This window comes from Streptomyces sp. KR55 (assembly GCF_052245645.1).
Taxonomy (GTDB): Bacteria; Actinomycetota; Actinomycetes; order Streptomycetales; family Streptomycetaceae; genus Streptomyces; species Streptomyces flavusporus.
Window position 1 is genome coordinate 1 of sequence record NZ_JBQQCE010000981.1, and the last position, 788, is coordinate 788.

Sequence of the window (788 nt, forward strand, 5' to 3'; positions counted from 1 at the left end):
CTGCGGGGCCAGGTGGACCGGGCCCGGGAGTTGCAGGCCACCGTCGACGCCTGGGCCCGCCCCCGCGGCGTCGGCTTCCTCACCCAGACCGCCGACGCCATCGGCACCACCGCCGCTCTCACCGAAGGCGACTACGAAGCCGCCTACCTCCACGCCATCGGCATCACACCCCCCGGCACCTTCACCCCCTACGCCCACCAAGCCCCCCGCACCCTCCTCGACCTCGTCGAAGCCGCCCTCCACACCGGCCGCACCCAACAAGCCCGCTCCCACGCCCTCGCCGCCCAAAAAGCAGACCTCCCCCACATCTCCCCCCGCCTCGCCCTCATCACCTACGGCGCCCTCGCCATGACCACCACCGACCCCACCCAAGCCGAAGCCCACTACCACCAGGCCGAAACCCACCCCGCCGCCCCCCACTTCCCCTACGAACTCGCCCGCATCCACCTCGCCCACGGCATCCACCAACGCCACACCCAAGGACGCAAAACAGCACGCCACTCACTGACCCTCGCCGCCGAAACCTTCGAACGACTGGGCGCAGCCACCTGGGCCGAACGCGCCCGAGCCGAACTGAGAGCATCGGGCCTGGCCACACGCACCACATCCGTGCACCTCACCGAACTGACCTGGCAGGAACGCCGGATCGCCGACCTCGCCGCCGGCGGCCTGACCAACAAGGAAATCGGCGAACGCATGCACCTCTCACCCCGCACCGTCAGCTCACACCTCTACCGCGTCTTCCCCAAACTCGGCATCACCTCACGCGCCGCCCTCCGCGACGCACT

The 788-nt window shown here is 70.2% G+C and carries 1 protein-coding gene; it reads left to right on the forward strand.

Annotated elements, in window-relative coordinates; all coding sequences use genetic code 11:
- A partial coding sequence (locus tag ACTWQJ_RS51920; protein WP_443313284.1) for a helix-turn-helix transcriptional regulator occupies positions 1-788 on the forward strand: 788 nt, incomplete at both ends.